Raw genomic sequence first — 23111 nt, forward strand, 5'->3', positions numbered from 1 at the left:
GACCTTGAGTTCGCCATAGCGCCCAGACGCACCGCCATCGAAAAGGCGGCATCAAGTTTACAAACAGCGGCTAACCCGGCATGGCAAAGCGGACACCGCATTGAGACTTTGGCGTTCCAACCCCCAGCTTCTTGACGGCTTTGCCTCCACTGGCACAAGCAGCGACCCCGAAGACGTTAAGGCCCGTCTGCCAACTTGGTTGCGCGCGGAACTACGAACTCAACTGCAAGGAAAAGTCATCTCCGGCGGCGATCCAGTAACCCAAGAGCAAGCTGACGATTTCATCGACGAAGCGATAAGCTGCGGTATGCTTGATTCCGAAGGCACCTTGACCTTCCGTGTCAAGGGATCACGCGAGCAAATTATCGCGCAAATCCTGGAAGTCTGCGAGCTCTGGAATGAACCGATGACCAAGGCGAGGGCCGAAGCAATGGCCATTTCTGCCATTAAGGCATCACGCGGCTGGCGGGCATCTGCTTGGCTCTCGAAGGCCATTTTGATCCTCGCTATAATTTTGGCTGTCCTATTTATCGCTGGTATTATCACTGCTGAGGCCGGTCCCTTTCATTTGCCGGTAACATAAGCAAAGACAAGATCGTAGTTTCGGTCTGCACGGGGCATCAGCTATTCAGTTTCAATGGATAACGAACCCACGCCGATCGTCTCGCAGTCCATCTAATCGTGGAATATGTGGAAGGGGGACACCACAGGCGCTGGACTTATCTTGTGAACGATCCCTGGCTTCGTCTTGGTGACAATGCGGGACGATCATTTCTTGCCCAGTGAGATAACTCCCGTGTAGATAAACCGCATCGGAAGCTCGTTCATCGAGGCGCTTGAGCGCATCGACAATTTTGCTCCATGTCATTGCTCATCACTCCTTTTTCCGCTGAGTAAATCATACGAGCCCTTGGCCGGAAGCGTCACTGACCACTCGGCAGTTATTCAAGTCTTATTTGGCTCTAAACGCATAAACAAACCATATTTGCCGTCGTCCAATTTCATATATGGGGCATAAACGCCTCCTTCTCCTGGCCTATTGATGAAACGAAAACTGATGCGGCATCGCCTCTTGGCCAAGAGTGCCAAGCCACTGTGATTTCATTTCTCTTAGCCTTCAGACTTTGGATTTTGTGTCGCTGGAATAAGAAGATGCTGGCACTGGTTGCCTCTGAAAAGAGGCATCATCGCAGATGCCTCGTACAACAATAAGCATTTCGGGGCGTTTGTTGCGTTCCCAATCAGTAGAGAGTTGCCCCATTGAGCGGCAGCGCCATTTTTATGAAATTTATATACGGCAGGCTTCTGTGCACACTCGAATCTATATGCGGCTTGCGATAGATCATCGCAGTGAATTTTGCCTAGCGTATCATCTTCTAGCAGCCAGCATTACGCTTCATAGGATTGTCCAATGCCTGTCTTTCTCCTCGACTTGATCTATGTCGCGATGGGTGTTGCCGCCTTTGCGATCACCGCGCTTTACCTTGGCGCTTGCAACAATTTGTGAGGGCTCACCCATGACCTTCGATATGGTCCTCGGCGCGATCGTGACGATCGGCCTGCTCGTTTATCTCGTCGCCGCCTTGATTCGTCCCGAGCGTTTTTGAAGAAGGTTACCCATGACCGGCAATGGTCTCATTCAGATCGCGCTTTACTGCGTGATCGTCACACTTCTCGTGAAGCCGTTCGGCTTCTATATGACTCGCGTCTTCAACGGCGAGCGCACGTTTCTGTCGCCGCTGCTGCGTCCGTTCGAGCGGATCTTCTATAAGCTCAGCGGCGTCAAGGAAGTTGAGGAGCAAGGCTGGCTCAGCTATGGCCTAGCCATGTTGACTTTCTCCGTGGCGGGCTTCGTCGTCCTTTATGCTTTGCAACGCCTGCAGGCGGTACTCCCCTTCAATCCGCAGCACCTCGACCCGGTCTCTCCCGATCTCGCCTTCAACACGTCGGTGAGTTTTGTGACCAACACCAATTGGCAATCCTATGTGCCCGAGACGACCATGAGCTATCTAACCCAGATGGCCGGTCTCACCATGCATAATTTCGTGTCGGCTGCGACCGGCATCGCGCTTGCCATCGCGCTCATCCGAGGCTTTGCCCGCCGCTCGGCGCAAACGATTGGCAATTTCTGGGTCGATATGACCCGTACCGTTCTTTATGTGCTTTTGCCGATTTCAATCGTTGTTGGACTCTTTTTCGTGTGGCAGGGCATGCCGCAAAACCTCAATGCCTATACCGAGGTCACGACACTTGAGGGCGGCAAGCAGCTGATCGCTCAAGGTCAGGTGGCCAGCCAGGAAGTCATCAAAATGATGGGCACCAATGGCGGCGGCTTCTTCAACGCCAATTCGGCTCATCCCTACGAGAACCCCAACGCACTGACCAATTTCGTCCAGATGGTGCTGATCTTTTCGATCGGCGCGGCGCTGACCAATGTGTTCGGCCGGATGGTCGGCAAGCAGCGGCAAGGCTGGGCGATTTTCGCCGTCATGGGCATTTTGTTTCTGGCCGGCACTTTCACCGTCTATGCCGTTGAAAGCGGCGGCAATCCGGCCTTCGCCGATTTTCCCATCAACACCACGCCTGGCCCGCTTCAGGCCGGCGGCAATATGGAAGGCAAGGAGGTGCGGTTCGGCATTGCCAATTCCTCCCTCTTCACGACCATCACGACAGACGCCTCCTGCGGCGCCGTCAACACCATGCACGACAGCCTGCTGCCGCTCGCAGGAATGGTGCCGATGGTGAATATCATGCTCGGCGAGATCATCTTCGGTGGCGTCGGCTCGGGCCTTTATGGCATGCTGCTCTTCGCGATCGTCGCCGTCTTTGTCGCGGGTTTGATGGTCGGCCGCACCCCGGAATATCTCGGCAAGAAGATTGAGGCGAGGGAGGTCAAGATGGCGATGCTCGCCATTCTTATCCTGCCATTGTGCATGCTTGGCTTCACGGCTCTTGCAGTGGTCGTCACCCCAGGCCTCGCCGGCATGGCCAATTCCGGCCCGCATGGCTTCAGCGAGGCGCTTTATGCCTATACATCGGCCACGGGCAATAATGGCAGTGCTTTCGCTGGGCTTTCCGCCAACACGCCATTCTATAATACGACACTCGGTCTTGCGATGTGGCTCGGACGTTTTTTCGTCATCGTCCCGATGCTCGCCATAGCCGGTTCGCTCGCGGGTAAGAAGATCGTGCCGGCCTCGGCTGGAACTTTCCCGACGGATGGCGGGCTATTCGTCGGTCTTCTGATCGGCGTGATCTTGATCATCGGCGGCCTCACCTTCTTTCCAGCCCTCGCTCTCGGACCGATCGAGGAACATCTCGCGATGCTCGCTGGTACGCTTTTCTGATCACCGCCAACGGACTTTGGGACAAATCCAATGAAAGACAGAACCAATGCACGCCGCAGCGTGAGCTCCTTGTTCGATCCGGCGATCATCGTGCCAGCGATCGGGGACTCCTTCCGCAAGCTGCACCCCCGGACCCTGATCCGCAATCCGGTGATGTTCGTGGTCGAAATCGTGACGGTTCTCACGACGATCCTCTTCCTCCGTGATCTCATCACCGGCGGCGAAAATCTGAAATTCACCTTTCAGATCATTGTCTGGCTTTGGATCACCTTGCTTTTCGCCAATTTCGCTGAGGCCGTTGCGGAAGGCCGCGGCAAAGCCCAAGCGGCCACTCTGCGCAAGGCGCGCACGGAAACGCGGGCAAAACGGCTCATCGATCCTAACGGGACGAGCGGCATGCGGGCCGTCGTCGAAGGCGTGTCAGCGACGGAATTGGAACCCGGCGACGTCGTTCTTGTCGAGCCAGGCGATCTCATTCCGAGCGACGGCGATGTGATCGAAGGTGTCGCCTCCGTTAACGAATCCGCAATCACTGGTGAATCGGCGCCTGTCATTCGCGAGGCAGGCGGCGATCGCTCCGCCGTCACCGGTGGCACGATGGTTCTTTCCGACTGGATCAAGGTTCGCATCACCGCCGCGCAAGGATCGACGTTCCTCGACCGGATGATCGCGCTCGTCGAAGGCGCGGAACGGCAGAAAACACCAAACGAGATCGCGCTCAACATTCTCCTCGCGGGATTGACGCTTATCTTCGTTTTCGCGGTGGCGACCATTCCGAGCTTTGCCAATTATGCAGGAGGTACCGTCAGCATCGTCATTCTCGTCGCGCTTTTCGTCACCCTCATTCCGACGACAATCGGCGCATTGTTGTCGGCGATCGGGATCGCCGGAATGGACCGTTTGGTGCGATTCAATGTCCTAGCCATGTCGGGCCGGGCGGTCGAAGCTGCTGGCGACGTCGACACGCTCCTTCTCGACAAAACCGGGACGATCACTCTCGGCAACCGCCAAGCCACGGAATTTATTCCGCTTCCCGGTGTCAGCGAAAAGGAACTTGCGGACGCGGCGCAACTCGCCTCTCTCCCGGATGAGACACCGGAAGGCCGCTCGATCGTCGTGCTCGCTAAGGAGAAATACGGCATCCGGGGCCGCGAGATGCATGAGCTTCATGCGAAGTTTGTGCCGTTTTCCGCTTACACGAGATTGAGCGGGGTCGATACGGAGGCAACCATTATCCGCAAGGGAGCCGTGGATGCGATCTTGGTCTTCGTCCGTTCCTCAGCCGCGCTGCCCGAAAACAATACAAGTGCTGGTGCACCAGCGACGCTCCCCTTCTTGGTCTCGGATGCGCAGGTTCAGGCTTTGACCGCAAGCGGCGATAAGGTTGCAAAATCGGGAGGAACGCCGCTGGCCGTGGCGAAGGATGGGCGGCTGCTTGGGATCATCCATCTGAAAGACATTATCAAGGGCGGCATCCGGGAGCGGTTCGCTGCGCTCCGCCAGATGGGCATACGGACCGTGATGATCACCGGGGACAACCCTCTGACGGCGGCGGCGATCGCGGCGGAGGCGGGCGTCGATGATTTTCTTGCCCAAGCGACGCCAGAGACAAAGCTGAAACTCATTCGCGACGAGCAGGCGCAAGGCAAGCTTGTTGCCATGTGCGGCGATGGCACCAATGATGCTCCGGCCCTGGCTCAAGCCGATGTCGGGGTCGCCATGAACACCGGCACGATGGCGGCGCGGGAAGCCGGCAATATGGTCGATCTCGACAGCGACCCGACGAAGCTTATCGAGATCGTTGAAATCGGCAAGCAGCTCCTCATGACGCGCGGCGCGCTGACGACATTCTCGATCGCCAATGACGTCGCCAAATATTTTGCCATCATTCCGGCAGCGTTCGTCGTCTTCTATCCGCAGCTGCAGAGCCTCAATATCATGCATCTCGCCTCGCCGCAGAGTGCCATTCTGTCGGCGATCATTTTCAACGCTCTGATCATCATCGCATTGATCCCCTTGTCACTGCGCGGGGTCGCCTACAAGCCTGTCGGCGCGGCAAGCATCTTGCGGCGCAATCTTCTCGTCTACGGGCTCGGCGGGATTATCGTTCCGTTCATTGGCATCAAGCTCATCGACATGGCCGTCGGCCTGGCCCACCTCGCGTGATGACAAGTGACAAACTCAAAGACAATCTACGAGCTTTAAGGACACTCAAATGATCAAGCATCTTGTCCCGGCCATCATGCTGACTTTATTGATGACAGTCGTGACCGGGCTTGCCTATCCCCTCGCAATGACAGGCATGGCTGGTCTCCTTTTTCCTCATCAAGCCAAAGGCAGTTTGATCGAACGCGACGGAAAGATCATCGGCTCTGAACTGATCGGGCAGAATTTTGCTACCGATGGATATTTCCATGGCCGGCCGTCCGCCACGACCGATACCGATCCGAACGATCCCGCCAAAACCGTGCCCGCGCCCTATAATGCAAGCAATTCAGCGGGTTCGAATCTAGGACCCACATCAAAATCGCTTGTGGACCGGGTCAAAGGTGATTCCGATTTGCTGGCGGCAACAAATCCTTCCGCCAAGGTTCCGGTCGATCTTGTCACCACCTCGGCCAGCGGGCTCGATCCCGACATTACGCCCGCCGCCGCCTTGTTCCAGGTCCCGCGTGTCGCAAAGGCGCGTAACGTCCCGGAGGACCGGTTACGCAGTTTTGTCGAGGCCAACACAGCGGGCCGTCTCCTCGGCTTACTGGGTGAGCCGCACGTCAATGTACTGAAGCTCAATCTCGCGCTTGAGAAGGCTTTTCCGGCGCATGAAAACACTGCGAGCAAAGAGAAGCTGTCAGCGACTGAGGCAACGCCGTCACCCTCGGCACCCGAGGCCACTCCCCCCGTGCCCCAAACGCCTGAACTCCCCGTTGCCGAAGCGCCGCCTGTTGCAGCAACGCCGGCGCCAGAGCCCGCGGCCATCCCCCCTGCGGTCCCGACCGTAGAATCGGGGGCAGCTGCCGTGTTCCCTTCTGAAATTTCTCCCGTCCACGCCGGCGAAAAGCGCGAGACGGCGCTCCTCAAAACCTGCGCCGATCAATATCGCGCCAACGCCGCGACCAACACAAATGGCGGTCTGAAACGGAACGTTTATTTGAAAGAATGCAAGAAGCGCTTGAAGGGCTGAATAACGTATCCTGCTCAACATGTGAGGGAAAAGTGTTGAGGTTTTCAAAGCGGAGATTTGCTCGTCAGGAGTCGTTTTCTTCTCTATGAAGGATAGGGCGCTTCACGTTATCCTAGCGTAAAGCATTCTCATCGCGGGCACTGCCACCTATGGAGAAACGCGACAACGGCGACCGGCGGCCCTCCCCCGACGCTCTTTTGCGTGAAGTGCAAAAAGCAGAACAGGGCCGGCTAAGAATCTTTCTCGGTGCTGCGCCCGGCGTTGGCAAAACCTATGAAATGCTGACTGCGGCGAGGGCAAAAAAAGCCGAAGGCATTGATGTTGTCATCGGCGTCGTCGAAACGCACGGGCGCAAAGAAACCGAAGCGCTGCTTCAGGGGCTCGAAATCGTCCCGCGCCGGAGCGTCCCTTATAAGGGACATACGCTCGCCGAAATGGATATCGACGCCATTTTGGCGCGCAAGCCGAGCCTCGTTCTGGTCGATGAGCTTGCCCACACCAATGCGCCAGAGAGCCGGCATCCCAAACGCTACATGGATGTCGAGGAACTGCTCGCCGCCGGAATCGACGTCTATACGACACTCAACATCCAGCATGTCGAAAGCCTGAATGATATCGTCGCCGGCATCACCAAGATCAGGGTCCGCGAGACCGTGCCGGACTCGATCATCGATCTTGCTTGCGACATCGAACTGGTTGACCTAACGCCAGAAGATCTGATTGCTCGTCTCAACGATGGCAAGGTCTATGTGCCCGAACAGGCTGAGCGCGCCACGAGGAATTATTTTTCGCCAGGCAATCTCACAGCCTTGCGGGAGCTTGCGCTGCGCCGCACCGCGCAAAGGGTCGATGCCCAAATGGTCGACTACATGCGCGCGCATCGCATTGAAGGGTCATGGCCCGCGAGCGAGCGCGTGCTGGTTTTGGTCGATTCCGCAAGCGGCGCCAATGCGGTCGTGCGTCACGCCAAACGCATGGCCGATCGACTGCGCGCGCAGTGGACCGCGATCCATGTCGAAACGCCCGCCGATGCGCGCGCAAGCGAGGCCGACCGTGACAGGATCGCCCAGGCTCTCCGCCTCGCGCAAAGACTAGGCGCCGCGGCGATTTCCATTCCCGGAGAAGATGTAGCATCGACCGTCGCCGACTATGCCAGCGCCAACCATTTTGCCCATATTATCGCTGCGAGATCTGAACGCTCGCGCTGGCGGGATTATTTTCGTGACTCCTTTACCGAAAAACTGATCCGCGCCACAGGGGACGCGAGTGTTCATATTGTCGCGCGCACGAAGGATACCCAATTTAAGAATACCGTCGAAAGCGATAGCAAGGTTGTAAAGCCAGACCGCACCGAGATTAAGGCTTATTTTGTAAGTCTTGCCTATGTCGCGGCCGCGATCCTTGTTGCCGCCCTGCTGAGACGGACGCTTGGCGTCTCGAACCTCGCACAAGTGTTCCTGATCGCGGTCCTCGCAAGCGCCGTAACCTTCGGACTGTGGGCCTCGCTCTTTGCCTGCCTCGCCAGCGTTCTTTCCTACAATTTTTTCTTTTTGCCCCCCCTCTATACATTCACCATCGCCGATCCCGAGAACGTCGTCGTCTTGTTCTTTTTTACGGTCGTGGCGCTGATCGCGAGCAATCTCGCCGCACGGGTCCGCGCCCAGGCGGTCGCGGCGCGCGAGCGGACCCGGATCACGGAGGAGCTTTATCTTTTCAGCCGCAAGCTCGCTGGCGCCGCGACGCTTGACGACCTCCTCTGGGCAACCGTGCATCAGATTGCCTTAATGCTGAAGGTTCGTGTCGTCGTCCTTTTGCCCGAGAATGGCGGCCTTGTTGTCAAGGCTGGGTTTCCGCCCGAAGACATGCTCGACGAGGCAGATCTCGCCGCGGCGCGCTGGTGCTTTGAAAGAAATCAAGCGACTGGGCGTGGCGCCGATACATTGCCCGGAGCCAAGCGCCGCTTCATGCCCTTACGCACTGGGCGCGGCGCCGTCGGCGTGGCTGGAATCGATAGCGACAAGCCGGGACTGCTTTTGACACCAGAGGAATCGCGGCTGCTGGACGCCTTGTCGGATCAGGCAGCTTTGGCGATTGATCGCGTCAATCTCGCCCAAGACATTGACCGCGCCCGTCTGGCAGCCGAAACAGACCGCCTGCGCGCGGCGTTGCTGACCTCGATTTCCCATGATTTGCGCACCCCGCTAGCGTCGATCGTGGGTTCGGCGAGCAGCCTTATCACGCATGGACAAGAATTCGATACAGCCGTTCAAGCAAGCCTCTTGCGCACCATTTTGGAGGAGGCCGAGAGGCTCAACCGCTTTATTGGCAATCTTCTCGACATGACACGCCTCGAATCGGGACCGCTCACGCCGCACACCGGAGCAGCCGATCTCTCCGACATCATCGGTGCAGCCTTGCAACGAGCCGATAAGATCTTGCAAAATAATTCGGTCGTATTCGATCTCGAAAGCGGTCTGCCATTGCTCGATCTCGACATGGTGTTGATGGAACAGGTTTTGTTCAATCTGTTCGACAATGCGGCAAAATACGCGCCGCAGGGCTCCCGGATCACGGTCACGGCGAGGCATGAGGGAGAGTCTGCCGTGATCCGGGTATTCGATGAAGGCGAAGGCATTCCGGAGGCCGATCTCGAGCGGATCTTCGACAAGTTCTATCGTGTTCGCCAATCCGACCGGCAGCGTGCCGGCACTGGGCTCGGCCTTGCTATCTGCCGCGGTTTCGTCGAAGCCATGGGAGGATCGATCTCGGCCGCCAACCGGAGCGACAGGACTGGCGCGGTTTTCACCATCAGGCTGCCTGTGCCAGTCAAACCGTGGCTTGCGGCGGAGGTTTCGTCGTGACCGGGGGACCGCTTCGCATTCTCGTTGTCGATGACGAACCGGCGATCCTTCGCTTTTTGCAGGCAAGCCTTGAGAGCCAGGGTTATACCGTCGCAACAGCAGCCAACGCCCGCACCGCTCTCGACCTGGTCAAAAGACACGCCGCCGACCTCGTTGTCCTCGACCTGGGTCTGCCCGATGTGGACGGCCTTGATGTCATCCGTCATATCAGGGAGGGCGGTGAAACCTTGCCCATCATAATCCTGTCGAGCCGTGAGAACGAAACCGCCAAAGTCAGAGCGCTCGATCTCGGCGCCGACGATTATGTCACGAAGCCGTTCGGGATCGATGAACTCCTGGCGCGCATCCGCACGGCGCAGCGGCATCGTTTGCAGCAGGAGGGCGAGAAGCCATTGTTCCATGCAGGCGATCTCTGCGTCGATCTTGTCCGGCGGGTGGTCACGGTGCGCAACGAGGAAGTCAAACTTTCGCCACGCGAATACGAGGTTCTGCGTCTCTTGGTGGCCCATGCCGGAAGGGTTCTGACCCACGATTTTATCCTGCGGGAAATTTGGGGCAGCAATGCCGACGTGCAATATTTGCGTATCTACATTCGTGCTCTGCGCCAGAAGATCGAGGCGGACCCGGCGCGGCCTTCCCATATCCTCACCGTCACCGGCGTCGGCTATCGTCTGCGCGAGCCGGAGTGAAGAATTGTTCCTAAGAGTCCGCGCGCCATTGCTGGAACATGCGTGATCAGCTAAAAACCCTTGCGAAGGTATAGCCATGGATCTCGCCGACCTTATCGAACCGGACCGGGTGGTTTTTGCCGCCCGCGCCAGCAACAAACAACAATTGCTTCAGGATCTCGCATCGCGCGCCGCCACCCTCCTCAGTCTCGATGCGCGGGGGATTTTCGATGCCTTGCAGGCCCGCGAGGGGTTGGGCTCCACCGGCCTTGGCAATGGTTTTGCGCTGCCGCATGCCCGCATCGACGGACTGAGCCGGCTTTTCGGCATGTTCACGCGACTGAACCGGCCAATTCATTTCGACTCGATTGACGGCAAGCCGGTTGATCTCGTGTTTCTTTTGCTCATCCCGGCAATTGCAGGGAGCGAACACCTTGGCGCACTTGCCGCGATTTCACGGCAATTGCGGGACCAGCAGTTCACGACGGAACTTCGCAAGGCGAGCAACGCCACAGCCCTTTGCAAGCTTTTGTGTGCTCCACGGCATGCATGACCTAGGAACTATAGGGTGCTGCTACCCCGGATGACGCGATCAACCTGGCCTACGGCAGCGCCGCCAGCACTGTTTTACCGCCAGATAATGAAGGAAAGATCTTTCGCGAGCAGTCCTGACATGCCACTGCCTCGTTCGTTCGGTTTGCGGGCACCAATCGTACCAAAATGTTTCACGTGAAACGTTTTGGTACGATTGGCCGGAAATTTCTTGAAAGTTCTTGCACATCTGGCTGCTCTGTCGAGATGTGCGATCTACTTACAAACCTGTCTGGTTGGCGGTTTACGGCGTTGGAAAATCTTCATCACGATACCGGCCAGGAACGCCCTTTCGAGCCCAGTTGAGCAATCACCGGAACCCCTCGAAGGACACCGGGGTCCATCCCGCGAACTCCATTTCAACGGCGAAAGCCGTCCCGCGCGCGATCAACTGATCTTTCTTGCCTGTGCCGCTGACTTGCGTTGCCGCGTTGCTGGCGACATCGGCGACCGTGACTCCAGCGACAACGGCGCGGCCATTGTGTTGGAGGCCGCGAATGCGTCCTGCAACGGGAGAGACCACCTCTGTCACACCGATAACCCCCAAAGGCTCGTTCGCGCTCACTGTCTCGCCGATCATTCTTCCCGTCGAAAAAATCCCGGTTTCCAATGCGGCGGCGAGGTGAGAGTCTTCCAGACTTCTGTCCTGCTCGCTGCGTGAGGGAGTGCGCGCAGCACCGCTCCGGAGGATGGCACCAACGTCTGGGCCAAAAGTCTCGATGACAAGATCGCAATCGGCGCCGGCGATCGCTCCTGGCCCCAAGGCGATCGTTAGCTCGGCATAGCTTTTGATCCGTTCGCGGCGGCGTTCTCTTGGCGGTTGGGCATCGATGATCACATCCCAGGGCCACCGTTCGACAACTTCGGCGAGAGGATGCGTCAGAACGGGAATAAACATGCGATTGCCGAGGCCGATCAGAAAGTCGGAGCTGAGGTCCGCGCGGCGCGCCTGGACGCCGTCGAGCATCGCCGCACCGTCGTACCAGGCATCGGCAAAGGCCATTTTCCGCCGCAGCGTTGTTGGCGGTGCCGGCTGGTGAATTGCAACGCTGTAGCCAGACAGGAGGAGCATGCGCGCCACCGCTGAAGCCGTTTCGTCGATTCCGAACACAAGAACACATTTTTGGTCGGTCATAGGTCCGGCTTTTGGCAAGGACATGTCAGATACGCGTAACCAAGCAAATTTCAAGCCGCACCCCGGCTGCTCTGCACCCGTTGCGCAATGGCATCAGCATCGGCGTCTTCGCGTGGTGTCTTACCCAAAGTTAGCAATTGGATCCCCAACAGTTGTTATTATCGTCAAAACCGTGCGTTCGAGAATAAAATCCGTAGTCCTTGTCGAACGGCACCCAATATTGTTGAGGGGTCACCGCTATTGCCGGGCCTTGATAGCCGTATCCTTGATAGCCATAGCCTTGATAGCCGAAGCCGTAGGGCTGCGCTGGATAATACTGTTGGGCGCTCGTCCCCATGGTCATAAGCAACAGTGCGATTGCCGCGATTTTAAAATTTCCCATTTTCAAATTCCTTTTCTGGGCTACGTCATGCGCATATCCGGTAGTTGGAGAAACTAAGTCCTTAAACCCGGGCAAAATATCCGGATCGTAATAGCCGGTTCCGGCCTCCGACTTCCTCGCGGAAGCTCCATATATAGAGCAATCTGTATGTACTATGTAGAGGAGGCCACTGCATCTCCTAAACCCAAGTTGAAGCCAGGACCGCTGTGAGCGCGGCGGTGATAGGATTTGAGACTTCTATGGCGATGGATGAGGCGGAAGAGTATTTGCCGTTGGGATTGGCGGCGGGACGTGATTGGCGACGGGCGGCAAGGACTTCAAATAGATCGCGATGGACTGCGCATCCACAAGGTCCAATTTGTTGAACTGCGACCGCCACGGCATAGCCGGCGAAAGAATCCGGCCCATCGGTGTGCTGCCCTCTTTCAGAGCCTTGACGATATCATCGATGCTCCAACTGCCGATACCTGTCTGCACATCCGGCGTAATATTGGGAGGATAAACTCTGCCTAAGGGTCCAGCAGGGATCGGATGATTGCCGCCGGTCAAAAGCTGTCCGGTCAAAACATTTCCATCCTCACTGCGCGGCGAATGGCATCCGACGCACCCCGTGATCATGGCGAGATAGGCCCCTCTTGCGCGCATGTCATCGGCTTCCCCATGTGCCATGCGCGAAGAGGACGCCGATAGAGTCATCGCGGCGAGGAACGCAAAAAGTCTCGCCACCAACGTCGGCCGGCGGTGCCACATGGGAAGGCAACGAGTGGAAGATGGGTGGCGGCACCAATTGGAGCTGATACGCTTTTGGCCACCGATAACTGCCATCAGCGTCATCCCTTCACATACCGGCAAAGGTGTCGACGCGATCACCATAGGGTCACCAAAAACGGGCGGGAGCCCAGTGTTTGATGTCTAACTCATCGATTTTGATGGTGGGCGCACACGGGCTCGAACCGTGGACCCGCTGATTAAGAGTCAGCTGCTCTACCAACTGAGCTATACGCCCATCAAAGCGGATTGCCCTTCACGCGCTCTGGTGGCGGGAACAAGCAACCCCGGCTTTAGCAAACGATCGGCCCCCTGTCCAGCGGGCGCCCACCGGAAGCCCTGCGAGGAAAAAACTTCGACCAAGCGTCTATTGCGGCGATCCGGCAAGGCCGCGTTTGCGCAACAATGCGCCGGGCGCCGCGGCGCGGCCGCGGAACGCCTGATAGGCGTCTTCCGGGTCGCGGCTGAATCCAGAAGAATAAACATGGTCATGCAGCCTTTGCGCGAGCGCGGGATCGAAAATATCGCCGCTCGTCTCAAACGCTTCGAACCCGTCAGCATCCAGAATTTCCGACCAGAGATAGCTATAATAGCCCGCCGAATAGGAATCTCCCGAAAAGATATGCTGAAAATGCGGCGTGCGGTGGCGCATGATGATCGATGCAGGCATGCCAAGCTTTTCGAGCTGCTTTGTTTCAAAGGCGGTGATATCAATCGCATCCGCGCCAGGTTCGAGATGCAATGCCAGATCAACCAGAGCCGAAGCCGCATATTCGACCGTCGCGAACCCCTGGTTGAACAAGCGCGCCGCAAGCAGCCGTTGCAGCAGCGCCTCCGGGATTGCCTCGCCGGTCTCTTGGTGGACAGCGAAGCGGCGCAGCACCTCCGGCTGCTCCAGCCAGTGCTCGTAAAGCTGCGAGGGAAATTCGACGAAATCGCGGGAAACATTGGTGCCGGAGAGCAACGGATAGGTCACATCGGACAACATGCCGTGCAACGCATGGCCGAACTCATGAAAAAGTGTCCGTGCATCGTCGAAGCTCAAGAGACAGGCTTCGCCCTGTCCGGCCTTGGCAAAATTCAGCACATTGACGACGATCGGCAGCACGTCTCCATCGAGCTTTTGCTGGGCACGAAAACTGCTCATCCAGGCGCCGCTGCGTTTTGACGGCCGCGCGAAATAATCGCCGATGAACAGCGCCGCCTCTTGTCCGTTGGACCTTATGACGCTCCAGCACCGCACGTCGTCATGATACAGCGGCACGTCCTTGCGCTCGGTGAAGGAAAGTCCGAACAGGCGGTTGGCGGTGAAGAACGCCGCCTCAATCATTTTGTCGAGCTGGAAATAGGGTTTGATTTCGGCTTCATCGAGGTCAAAGGAAGCCTTGCGGCGCTTTTCGCTGTAATAGCGCCAATCCCACGGCGCGACCGCGAAGTTGCCGCCCTCGCTGGCGGCGATGTCTTGAAGAGCCCCCTCCTCGCGCTGCGCCTGCGCCAGGGCCGGCGCCCAGACCTGATGCAAAAGCCCAAGCGCCGCTTGCGGGGTTTTTGCCATCGAGTCGGCAAGCTTAAAATGGGCGAAACTCTCATAGCCGAGCAGCTTTGCGCGCTCCGCCCGCAGTTGCACCATTTCGGCGGCGATGGCGCGGTTGTCGGTCAACCCGCCGGTTTCGCCGCGCCGCGCCCAGGCGGTGAACGCTTTTTCCCGGAGATCGCGGCGCGCCGAGAATTGCAAAAATGGCTCGATGCTCGATCGCGAAAGGGTGATGCCATGCTTCCCCGGAACACCCCGGTCGGCCGCTGTTTGCACCGCGGCGGAAACGAGCGAAGCGGGAAGTCCCGCAAGATCGTCAGCGTCCGCGAGCACCAGCATATAGGCCTTCTCATCGGCGAGAACGTTTTGCCCGAATTTGATGCCGAGCGTGGCGAGGCGTTCGTTGATTTCCGCCAGCCGCGCCTTGCTTGCGTCCGGCAAGCCGCCGCCATTGCGCACAAAGGCGGTGTGATAGCGATCGAGAACCCTCAGCTGTTCGGCGTCAATGCCGAGTTCGTCTTTACGCGCATGAAGCGCGGCGATCCGGCGAAACAGCAGATCGTTCAGATAAATTTCACTGTGATGGCGGGCGAGACGCGGGCCGATCTCGCGTTCCATCTCTTGTAGCTCTTCATTGGTATCGGCGGCGGCGAGATTGAAGAAAACGCCTGCCACGCGATCCAAATCGGTGCCGCTCCGCTCAAGCGCCGCGATTGTATTTTCGAACGCCGGCGGCTCAGAATTGTTCGCGATGGCTTGCACTTCGGCTTGCGCCCTCGCCAGGGCTGTCTCGAAAGCTTCCCCGAAATCGCTTGGCCTCAAGCGATCGAACGGGGGAGCTTCAAAAGGCCCGGTCCATGGTGCGAGCAGCGGGTTTGCCTCGGGAGAATTTTTCTGATCCATGAAGGGGCAACCAATTTTGTGAGATGCTCCCTCTTCATAGCAAAGGAACTGGTATCTCGCCAAACGCGCCTTCTTCAACGCACTCGGCCACCCATAAAAAGCTGGAAAGTGGAAAGGCCCAGGACCTCTTTCCCTGGGCCATTGCGATGGGACACGAGTCAGTTGGTCAACTGAAACGTCGTGCTTCCCAAAAGCGCCTTCAGCGCCGTTCGAGATGCGCTGAAAGTATTGTTATTTGCAATAATATAACGAAAAATGGGCCGGTTGGATGCACTCAGCCGCGGTTAAGCGTCGCAGTTAAAATTACTACACCGATAGTATCTGGCGGCAGTCCTCAGAGGGCCGAGGGACTTACTCGATCACGATTTTCGGCGCAGCGCGGGCGCGGCCCTTTTCGAGACTGGCTTTGACCTGCGCCGCGATGTCCCGATAGATCTTTGCGTGTGCACCATCTTCGGTCGCTGCGACCGGGCGCCCCGCATCGGACTGTTCACGAATCGCGATGTCAAGCGGCACTTCGCCGAGGAAAGGCACGCCAAATTTGGCGGCTTCCTCTCGCGCGCCGCCATGCGCGAAAATGTCCGAACGACCGCCGCAATGGGGGCAAAGAAAATAGCTCATGTTTTCGACGATGCCCAGCACAGGCACATCGACCTTGCGGAACATGGCGATGCCGCGCCGCGCATCGATCAGAGCAAGATCCTGCGGGGTCGATACGATGACTGCGCCAGCGAGCGGCACATTCTGTGCCAGGCTCAATTGCGCGTCGCCGGTGCCGGGTGGCATATCAACGACCAAGCAATCAAGCTCGCCCCAGGTGACATCGCGAAGCAATTGCTGAATCGCCGAAACGACCATCGGCCCGCGCCAAATCATCGCCTCTTGCTCGCTGACGAGGAAGCCAATCGACATCGCCTTGAGACCATAGGCGGTGAGTGGCTTGAGCGAGCGTCCATCAGCCTCAGGCTTTCCCTGGAGGCCAAGAAGGCGCGGGAGTGAAGGCCCATAAATATCTGCGTCGAGAATGCCCACCCGCCAACCTTGTGTCAAAAGGCCAAGCGCGAGATTGACACTGGTCGTCGATTTGCCGACACCCCCCTTGCCCGAGGCGACGGCGATGATGTTGGAAATTCCCGGAATCGCGATGCCGCGCGGCGGCGCGGCTTTCGGCGGCGCCTGTTTTTCGGCGGTTAGGCTTACCAGCGCATTGGCGACACCGTCCAGCTTCCTGACCGCGGCCTCGGCAGCAGCGCGCATCGGCTCGAGCGCCACCGATTGGCTAGGATCGATTGCGATCGACAGATAAACCCTTCCGTCCTTGATCGAAAGACCCGCGAGCGCGCCAGACTGCGGCAGCGCTGTCTTGCCATCGGGACCTGGAACTGATTGCAGCGCTGTGAGAACGTCTTGTTCACTAGGCATCCCGAAGCAGCTCCGCGTGGTGAGAGAGGTGGTTTATAGGGGCCCAGCGCAAACAGTTCAAGATCAAGGCGTTCAAGCAAGGGCAAACGCTGCTCTTTGCCCTATTTGTGCGAACCAGAATTGATCCTATATAGGCGCCGCCACTTTTGAAACGAACGGAATGAAAGCAACGTTAGAGGAGATTGTGTTGGACTTGAAAAGCGACCGTGTGCGGCTCTTGTCCGGACTATTGGTCCTCTGTTTGGAGAGTTTCTTGCTCTCAAGTTTCGTTTGGCCGCAAACTGCTTCCGCCGTGGAAGGCGTTAAGGGCCTCTGGCGAACCGTGAGAATTGCCAGCGAAGGCGCCCGGCCTCCCTATAATTATCTGGAGCATAACAAGCTCGCCGGTTTCGAAATCGACCTGGCGCATGATTTATGTACACGGATGAAGGTGTCCTGCAGCTTCACGACGCAGGATTGGGACGGGCTGATTCCCGGCCTTCTCGCACATCATTACGATGCGATCATGGCAGCGATGGAAATCACCGACTCGGCCCGCAAGAAAATAGCTTTCAGCAAACCCTACATTCGCATGCCATCAGCGTTTCTGATCCCGAAACAGCACATGACCCTGGATACGACTCCAGCGGGCATGGTTGGGAAAGCCATTGGCGTCGAGTCGGGCGGAACTCATCAGGCTTATGTCGAAGATATTTACAAACAATCGGAAATTCACGCCTATGCGTCTCTTGAGGAAGCCATTCTCGATCTCGCCGAGGGGCGGCTCGATACCATAATCGGCGACAAGGATGCACTCACGGATTACATGAAGAAACGCAAGGAGGCGCAATGCTGCATCCTTGGTTCTGATGTGCCGCGCGATCCAGTCTATTTTGGCGATGGGATCGGCATTGGTCTGCGCGTGGAAGACAAGACCCTCAAAGCCATGTTCGAGAAAGCTCTCGATTCTTGCGTGGCGGATGGCACTTTCACCAAAATCCGCGCCAAATATTTCGACTTCAATATCAACTAACAAAGTTATTTAGGAGCGGAGCTGTTTAGCAACTCAGGCAAAAGCCGTGTTGTTCGCCGTCTTAGCCGAGACTCAAAATAGGAAACTCCCATCGCTCTTCCTGTCGCGCGGAGAATTTTTATGAACATTATTGATAGTTCACTATTTTATCTACGCAATAACTAATAGCTATCTAGTATGTATTGTTATTTGTTAGCAATGGCATAGACCCATTCACTCTCAAGGTTACGCTCTGGACCTCGCCCATCCTCTCTGGTAAATCTGGCAGTACCGTAGCCATTGTGTGCAGAGGAGTTCGAATGAGAAACGCAGCGCGTGCTCGAATCATTGCTTTCACTTGGATTGGTTTAATCGCGATACCGTCAACTTCTGCGATGGCCGCGAACAGCGCCAGCTTCGTCAAGGTAGACGCGTCCACAGTGGGCAATTGGATCGGGCACTACGGCGCCGACGGATACAATGTGAGCCAGGACACCACTGTCAAAACCCCTGCCTATGCCCAGATCAACCTCAGTGGAGCCTCCAACTATGTATGGTCGGCTTCCCCATCGGGCACCGCCGCCTTGCAGAGGCCTGAAAACCCAAGCGGCAGGATCGCCAGTACATGGTACGCGCCCGACAGTTTCTTTATCGATGTCAACTTGACGGACGGTAAAACTCACCAAATCGCGCTCTATAATCTTGATTTCGATTGGTCCATACGCTCGCAGACAATCAACGTGCGCGATGCCTCGACCAACGCCATTTTGGACAGCCGGACTCTTGCTGCCGGCGCAGCCTTCCATAACGGCGAATATCTCGTTTGGAATGTACAAGGTCACGTCAAATACGAGATCATCAGAACCGGCGCTTTCAACGCAGTGATCAGCGGGATATTCTTTGACGCTCCGAATGGCACACCGGCTGGCTCATTGAGCATTCCAACCTATCACGCCACTCTCGCGAATGACGGTCAGAACCTGAAAGAAACGATACTCACGCCGACAAATGTGAGCAGCGCAAGTTTTGGTAAAATTGTGAGCGTGCCTCTCACGGGAGATGTTTATACCCAGCCTGTGTTCCAAAGCGGCGTGAACATTCCTGGGAAAGGAACGCATGACACGGTTTTCACCGTGACAAACCTAGGCGTCGCCTATGCGATCGATGCCTATTCTGGTGCTGTCCTATGGACGTCCTCTCTTATGCCTCCCGGTTCCACCGCCCTCGTTGGGGTGTTCACCACACCCGTTATAAGCTCTCTTACGAACGCGATGTATGTTATGGTGATAGGTGGTAACTCCGATAACACCTACACATATGCGCTTTTTTCTCTCAACCTCACTGATGGCAAACCCTATGCGCCCCCTGCGGTGATTGGGCAAATCAGCAACACGAACACCTACGTCAGCGGACCCACCACCGCGTCCGGAAAGAAGTTCAACGGCAATCTGGTATCGCGGAATCTGGTGCTTAATCCCATCAACAATGCCGTCTATGCATCCTTCTCGGCCGGCGGCGACAAAGGGCCGTTCAATGGCTGGATCGTCGGCTACAACTCGGTCAAGAATGGCTCCGGCAATCTGAGCCAGGTTGCCGTCTGGTGCGCGACGCCGAACGGCAACAGTGGCGGCTACGCTGACGGCGGCGATGGCGCGGGAGGTATATGGATGTCCGGCGGCGGCATCGCCGTGGATGCTCTGGGGGATATGTATCTTGCAACTGGCAACGGATCCTTTGAACAGACACTTGTCACGGTTCCATACAATGGCCGATTGTCGACGAACATCCCCAACTTGAAAGTGCCGAGCGGAATGGACTTTGGAGATTCGGTGATCAAGCTTCGGCCGGACTCTGACGTGAATCAGTCCAGAGGCGACAACCCAAATGGCTGGGGGCTCCACGTCGCCGATTATTTCACGCCGGCTGACCAGAGTTTCCGGCAAGGTGCAAATGATCTTGATGTGGGGACGAGTTCGCCAGTTCTCTTGTCTTCCGCAGCTGGCAGCACGGCGCATCCAAATCTCCTGGTCATGTCCTCCAAGGAGGGAGAGATTTGGCTTATCGACCGGAACAATATGGGGGGCTTTAACTCGCTCACCGATAGCGCCGTGCAGAAAGTCACCGGCCAAATTCTACCCATGTTCAGCACTCCGGCCTATTATTCTCTCTCAAACCCAAGCCCGGTGCTCTACTATATTGCAGTTTCGTGGGGATCCACTGGCGACTTTGCCAAGGCTTTTGCCGTTAACAATGGCGCGTTGAGCGGAACGCCTGTTTCCGTCGGAACTTATCGCTTCTCCAAGCCCGGTTCGACTCCGCAAATCTCTGCCAACGGCGGTTCGAACGGGATTGTTTGGGCGCTTGATCCTGGTGCGAACGTGCTCCTGGCTTTGAATGCCGGGAGCCTTGCGATGATGTTCTTCAACAGTGGGACGGCGGCGAATGCGCTACCGAGCGCGATGCCTATTTCCGGAGCGTTCCCGACACCCATGGTTGCCGCTGGACACGTGTATGTAGGAACGAAAGGTTATCTGACGATCTACGGCCTCCACTAGAGCATGTCTTCGCCAGCTGAAATGGATTGAATTCTCGTTTAAACAAGTGTGGGGGGATTGATGCTCATGGCATGATCCCCCCTGCTTCCTCCGGAATGCCACCTATAATAAAATTGGCCGGGAAATGAACGAACGCCTGATGCGAAATGGCTTTACGCTTTAATTGACACCCTCGGGCGCCGGTTGCTTCCATCGACGAATTGCTCTACCGGCGCTGCTATTCATTAGCCGTGTTCACCCACCACGAAACAATAAGTGCGGATGCCGAAACTGCTGTAAGAATGACAACGGTCCGATCGAATCCGAGCACGCTAGAAATGTCGAACCAATGTCTCCACATTCGGATGACACTTGCGAGCATCACAAGCGTACAGAAGGCAAAAAGCCAAGATGCGAGATTGTTGCGGCTTTTAAAGATTCTGGTTTTTAAGGCGGCGCGAGCATTCCTTGCGGTCATAGCGCTAAACCCTTGCAATAGCACAATCTTAGATGGCTCGATCATAGGGTCGGCCGATCACCTATGCCGGGAAGCATTTGTTATGCCTCTCCGCGATACGTATTGCGGCCAGGGTCAGAGGCAGATTGTCGCGGTCCAGATTTAATGGTCTCGCAAATATGCGTAACCCGAAGTCGCCTTATTGACGCTGACGCGGACGATTCAGAGCGGGATATCGCTCAAATAGCGGCGACCATCTTTGCATAGGAGGCCACCAGAGTGATGCATTGGCTTGCGCTCGACGAAAATTGCCGGCCCTTTGCCTTGGTCAGACTACGAAGATTTCGGAACGTTGCCCAAAAGGGTGAGACCAGGGCATCCCTTTTCGTGCTTCTAACGATCCCCTCGGCGGGGTTATGACGGTGAATTAAAAGGAGAGCTGAAGAATGGCACACTCCGCTTACCGGCTTAGTTGCCAGGTGACGGCATTTGCATAAGGAGATCGAACCAAACCGATCGCCGGAACCGGTTGTGAAGTCCAATTGGGATAGATTTCCCGCAGATCAGGTCATTTCATCAAACTTTTGCGCAAACTTTTGGGTGGCATGTCGGCAGCAGCTTTCAAAAAAACCTCGGCAAATCCGATGATGCCGAGGTTTTCAATTCTGAATTTATCCCACAACCGGGCTCACGGATGCTTAGGAACAGGAAAATTCAATGCGTACCCAACTGCATTAATTTGGCAGTTGTGCTGGTGATTGAGTTCACCGCGCTCTGCACAAAACCAAAAGGCCCACTGCTGGCCGGGCTTGGCTGAGCCGCCTGCGTTGTTGTTGCAACCTGAGGATCGGCGCCCGGTGCCGGATTGGCTGGGAGCGGAACCCCATTTGCTGCCTTGGTATTGTTTGCAAGCTGATGAGACTGCCCGTTGCTGCTCGAATGTTTTGCCGCGACGGTTTTGAGCGGCTTTGTCACGTGCTTAACCGCCTTCGCTGCCGTCGGTTTGCTTGCCACGGGAGGCGGCGGCGCCACAGGCGGCGCTTCGTTCGTCGTCGCTTGCTGAGGCGCCGCTGCGGTAGGGATTTGCACGGCCTCTGGCGCGGTCACACCGGTCTTCGCCGGGTCCGGTTCGACGGACGCCGCCGCAATGGGCGGTTCTGCTATTGCGGGCGCCGGGGCTGGTGGCACAGGGGGTAGCTCGATTTGAGCCTGAGACGATCTGGTGGGCGGCGATGTCTCGTCAGCTTGCGTCACCCCCACAGACTGATCATTGCCATCGGCGAGGGGCACTGACGAGAGTTCCTCAGGCTTGCTGAGAATAGCAACATCTTTCGCCTGAATGTCCGCGTCTGTCGAGGCATCCCGTTGTCGCGCGGGAGAGCCGTTCTCGGCCCTTATGACTGCGATTTCGGCAGGATTGGACATCCGGCTACCAAGGCCAGAACTCACGATTATGCCTGTGATTCCAGCAATTATGAGCGCCCCCATAGCATATAGCGGCCGCCGTGATCTACCTTGCTCGCCGTCATCACCAACGAGGTGTGAAACGGGCTGTCGTTCCTGATCCAGCCACCTTTGTCCCCCGCCATGATCCACGCTCGGCAAAGCGTTCGACTCGCCGGCATCAGCAACCGATCCTGTGGCTTGTTCTCGCAACCCGCTCAGCAAGCCAGCTTCGATCGCGGCGAAATCGCCGCTGATAAGGGCGCGCGTGCTAGGTCTTTTGTAGGCGACCGTTGATCTCTCAGCGTCCAGGGGCGTCACCGCCTGCGGCTGTTTGGCGGCCAACAAACCTGCCTCTATTGCAGGGAAATCACTGGCGATTGCACGTATCTGCACATCAATCGGCTTCGGTGTGCAGGGTTCCCCTGCATCCCCCGGCGTTTGCACCAAGAGGTCAGCTGCGGGTTCGAATTGCGGCTCGATCTTATCACCAATGATGCGAACCAGCTCAGCGAGCGGGTCACCGATCTTTTGGTCGGAGGAAAATGGCTGGCTTAGGCGCTTTTCAAATTCATCCAAATCGATCATCGGGCGCCGTTTTGTAACAACATCGCTCATACTTTCGGCCTCCTGTTGTGGCGGTGTGGCGACCGCGCGGGGCGATTATGGCACCCCGCAAACTGCGGACCGCGCCGACTGCGATTCTCGGGAGGCTGACCCTCCAAGTGACGAGCCACAGAAAACAATCGCCGCCAGTCCGGCTACCATCAGCGTCGAAGCAGCCTTCGCTGGCCTTTCGTTATTAAGCTTTCATCAAGAAAGCAGAATTGTGGCCGAGCCTTTTCCTTTCAGGCGGAGGCTAAGCCATGAGCAAGCGATTTGAGCCCATCCAGC

15 protein-coding genes, 1 tRNA gene and 1 pseudogene are annotated in these 23111 nt (G+C 57.0%); 10 read left to right on the top strand and 7 right to left on the bottom strand.

What is annotated here, in order from left to right:
- The first annotated feature begins 100 nt into the window (after positions 1-100).
- The 8 genes and pseudogenes from QEV83_RS03595 (at position 101) to QEV83_RS03630 (ending at position 10610) form a co-directional block, all read left to right on the top strand.
- Positions 101-583, top strand: coding sequence for a hypothetical protein (locus QEV83_RS03595; protein WP_280129898.1), 483 nt, complete (start codon positions 101-103; stop codon positions 581-583).
- Positions 584-1517: 934 nt separating this feature from the next.
- Positions 1518-1607 (top strand): K(+)-transporting ATPase subunit F, encoded by a 90-nt coding sequence (locus QEV83_RS03600; RefSeq protein WP_280129899.1) that lies wholly within the window; start codon positions 1518-1520, stop codon positions 1605-1607.
- A gap of 12 nt (positions 1608-1619) precedes the next feature.
- Positions 1620-3347, top strand: coding sequence for a potassium-transporting ATPase subunit KdpA (kdpA, locus tag QEV83_RS03605; RefSeq protein WP_280129900.1), 1728 nt, complete (start codon positions 1620-1622; stop codon positions 3345-3347).
- 30 nt (positions 3348-3377) lie between these two features.
- The gene (gene kdpB, locus QEV83_RS03610; protein ID WP_280129901.1) at positions 3378-5513 is read left to right on the top strand and encodes a potassium-transporting ATPase subunit KdpB; all 2136 of its coding nucleotides are present in this window, start codon (positions 3378-3380) and stop codon (positions 5511-5513) included.
- Positions 5514-5562: 49 nt separating this feature from the next.
- Positions 5563-6156: pseudogene (locus QEV83_RS03615) on the top strand (K(+)-transporting ATPase subunit C); the annotation flags it as partial.
- A gap of 521 nt (positions 6157-6677) precedes the next feature.
- Positions 6678-9389, top strand: coding sequence for a sensor histidine kinase KdpD (locus QEV83_RS03620; protein ID WP_280129902.1), 2712 nt, complete (start codon positions 6678-6680; stop codon positions 9387-9389).
- Positions 9386-10078, top strand: a complete 693-nt coding sequence (locus QEV83_RS03625; protein ID WP_280129903.1) for a response regulator transcription factor — start codon at positions 9386-9388, stop codon at positions 10076-10078. The genes QEV83_RS03620 and QEV83_RS03625 overlap by 4 nt, the downstream gene beginning before the upstream one ends.
- A 76-nt stretch (positions 10079-10154) precedes the next feature.
- The gene (locus QEV83_RS03630) at positions 10155-10610 is read left to right on the top strand and encodes a PTS sugar transporter subunit IIA (RefSeq protein ID WP_280129904.1); all 456 of its coding nucleotides are present in this window, start codon (positions 10155-10157) and stop codon (positions 10608-10610) included.
- A gap of 348 nt (positions 10611-10958) precedes the next feature.
- On the opposite strand, the gene QEV83_RS03635 is transcribed toward QEV83_RS03630, so the two are convergent.
- The 6 genes from QEV83_RS03635 to apbC all read right to left on the bottom strand — a co-directional run bounded on the left by QEV83_RS03635 (position 10959) and on the right by apbC (position 16792).
- The gene (locus tag QEV83_RS03635; RefSeq protein WP_280129905.1) at positions 10959-11783 is read right to left on the bottom strand and encodes a hypothetical protein; all 825 of its coding nucleotides are present in this window, start codon (positions 11781-11783) and stop codon (positions 10959-10961) included.
- A gap of 130 nt (positions 11784-11913) precedes the next feature.
- Positions 11914-12165 (bottom strand): hypothetical protein, encoded by a 252-nt coding sequence (locus QEV83_RS03640; protein WP_280129906.1) that lies wholly within the window; start codon positions 12163-12165, stop codon positions 11914-11916.
- Between the two features lie 237 nt (positions 12166-12402).
- Complete coding sequence (locus QEV83_RS03645; RefSeq protein ID WP_280129907.1) at positions 12403-12891, bottom strand: cytochrome c; 489 nt, start codon at positions 12889-12891, stop codon at positions 12403-12405.
- A 204-nt stretch (positions 12892-13095) separates the two neighbouring features.
- Positions 13096-13171: transfer RNA gene (locus QEV83_RS03650), tRNA-Lys, on the bottom strand.
- Between the two features lie 129 nt (positions 13172-13300).
- Positions 13301-15370, bottom strand: coding sequence for a M3 family metallopeptidase (locus tag QEV83_RS03655; protein WP_280129908.1), 2070 nt, complete (start codon positions 15368-15370; stop codon positions 13301-13303).
- Positions 15371-15721: 351 nt separating this feature from the next.
- Positions 15722-16792, bottom strand: coding sequence for an iron-sulfur cluster carrier protein ApbC (gene apbC, locus QEV83_RS03660; RefSeq protein ID WP_280129909.1), 1071 nt, complete (start codon positions 16790-16792; stop codon positions 15722-15724).
- Positions 16793-16979: 187 nt separating this feature from the next.
- Here apbC and QEV83_RS03665 point away from each other — a divergent pair, with 187 nt between their 5' ends.
- Both QEV83_RS03665 and QEV83_RS03670 read left to right on the top strand, forming a co-directional pair.
- Positions 16980-17804: a transporter substrate-binding domain-containing protein gene (locus QEV83_RS03665; protein ID WP_280129910.1), complete on the top strand. Its 825-nt coding sequence runs from the start codon at positions 16980-16982 to the stop codon at positions 17802-17804.
- 299 nt (positions 17805-18103) lie between these two features.
- The gene (locus tag QEV83_RS03670) at positions 18104-20338 is read left to right on the top strand and encodes a hypothetical protein (protein WP_280129911.1); all 2235 of its coding nucleotides are present in this window, start codon (positions 18104-18106) and stop codon (positions 20336-20338) included.
- Positions 20339-21488: 1150 nt separating this feature from the next.
- Here the strand turns inward: QEV83_RS03670 and QEV83_RS03675 are convergent.
- The gene (locus QEV83_RS03675; RefSeq protein ID WP_280129912.1) at positions 21489-22835 is read right to left on the bottom strand and encodes a hypothetical protein; all 1347 of its coding nucleotides are present in this window, start codon (positions 22833-22835) and stop codon (positions 21489-21491) included.
- Positions 22836-23111: the final 276 nt, after the last annotated feature.

This window comes from Methylocapsa sp. D3K7, from assembly GCF_029855125.1.
GTDB lineage: Bacteria > Pseudomonadota > Alphaproteobacteria > Rhizobiales > Beijerinckiaceae > Methylocapsa.